Genomic DNA, 1444 nt, shown 5'->3' with positions numbered 1-1444 from the left:
TAAGTCAAACGGTTGAGCATGTTCAAACATGGACGAGCCAAGGTTTCCACTTCTTCTTGGTTCAATTCACTTGGTTCGTTAACAATACGACCATCGATATGATTCACCTGTGAAATGGTTCCACTGATGACAAATTTATCAAATACAATCATAAAACTCAAGACAACAATCAAGGAAGTCACTTGATTTTCTTGGTCATGTTGGAGTAATTGGAAGTTCACATCCACCTTAGTTTCAGGAGCTCCATTTTCATTTTCCCATTCAAAATTACGCGCATCAAAATGATACTGACTAACAAATTCTTGTTCACGTTTAAGATTCATGTCTTTCTCCCTTGGCTACAATATTATAAGCTATTGTACCATAATTTTTTATTTTCATCTAGTTTTCTAGGATTTAGTCAATCCCGATTTCAGCTCGAACTACGTCTGCGATAGTATCAACATAGTAGTCCACTTCTTCTGTTGTAGGAGCTTCTGCCATAACACGCAAAAGGGGCTCTGTTCCACTTGGGCGAACAAGAATACGACCATTCCCTGCCATTTCTTCTTCCATCTTCTCGATGATAGCCTTAATAGCTGGCACTTCCATAGCCTTTTCCTTCATAGCATTTTCCACTCGGATATTGACTAATTTTTGTGGATAGATAGTTACTTCTGCAGCCAACTCTGACAAGCTCTTACCAGATTCCTTCATGATTTTTGTCAATTGGACAGCTGATAATTGACCATCACCCGTTGTATTGTAGTCCATCAAGATGACGTGACCAGACTGTTCACCACCGAGGTTGTAGCCTGATTTTCTCATTTCTTCCACAACATAGCGGTCGCCAACTGCAGTGACTGCCTTGTTAATGCCTTCACGGTCCAAGGCCTTGTGGAAACCAAGGTTGGACATAACAGTTGTCACGATTGTATTTTGGGCCAATTGTCCTTTTTCAGAAAGGTATTTCCCGATGATGTACATAATCTTGTCACCATCAACGATGTCGCCATTTTCATCAACAGCAATCAAACGGTCACTATCTCCGTCAAAGGCCAAACCAATAGCTGAGCCGCTTTCTTTGACCACATCTTGAAGAGCTTCTGGGTGAGTTGAACCAACATTAAGGTTGATGTTAAGACCATCTGGTGTTTCCCCGATAACAGTTAATTGAGCACCAAGATCTGCAAAGATTTGACGGGCACTTGTAGACGCTGCACCGTTTGCTGTGTCCAAGGCCACTTTCATTCCTTCAAGAGGAGTTCCAGTTGAAACCAGATATCCTTCATACTTACGCAAGCCTTCTGGATAATCTACCAAGGTTCCCAAGCCTTCAGCACTTGGACGAGGAAGAGTATCTTCCGCAGCATCTAGCAAGGCTTCAATTTCTGCTTCTTTTTCATCGTCTAGTTTGAAGCCATCGCCGCCAAAGAACTTAATTCCGTTATCAAGGGCTGGGTTG

2 protein-coding genes are annotated in these 1444 nt (G+C 42.0%); both read right to left on the bottom strand.

What is annotated here, in order from left to right:
* Window positions 1–323 (bottom strand): DUF1149 family protein (locus tag PAN06_RS14170; protein WP_269796653.1); only part of this gene is annotated, 323 nt, incomplete at its 3' end.
* A gap of 73 nt (window positions 324–396) precedes the next feature.
* On the bottom strand, window positions 397–1444 hold a 1048-nt coding region (gene glmM, locus PAN06_RS14165), incomplete at its 5' end, for a phosphoglucosamine mutase (protein ID WP_269796652.1).

The sequence above is a fragment of the Streptococcus sp. SM3 genome (genome assembly GCF_027497875.1).
This window is presented reverse-complemented; position numbering and strand designations above follow the sequence as displayed.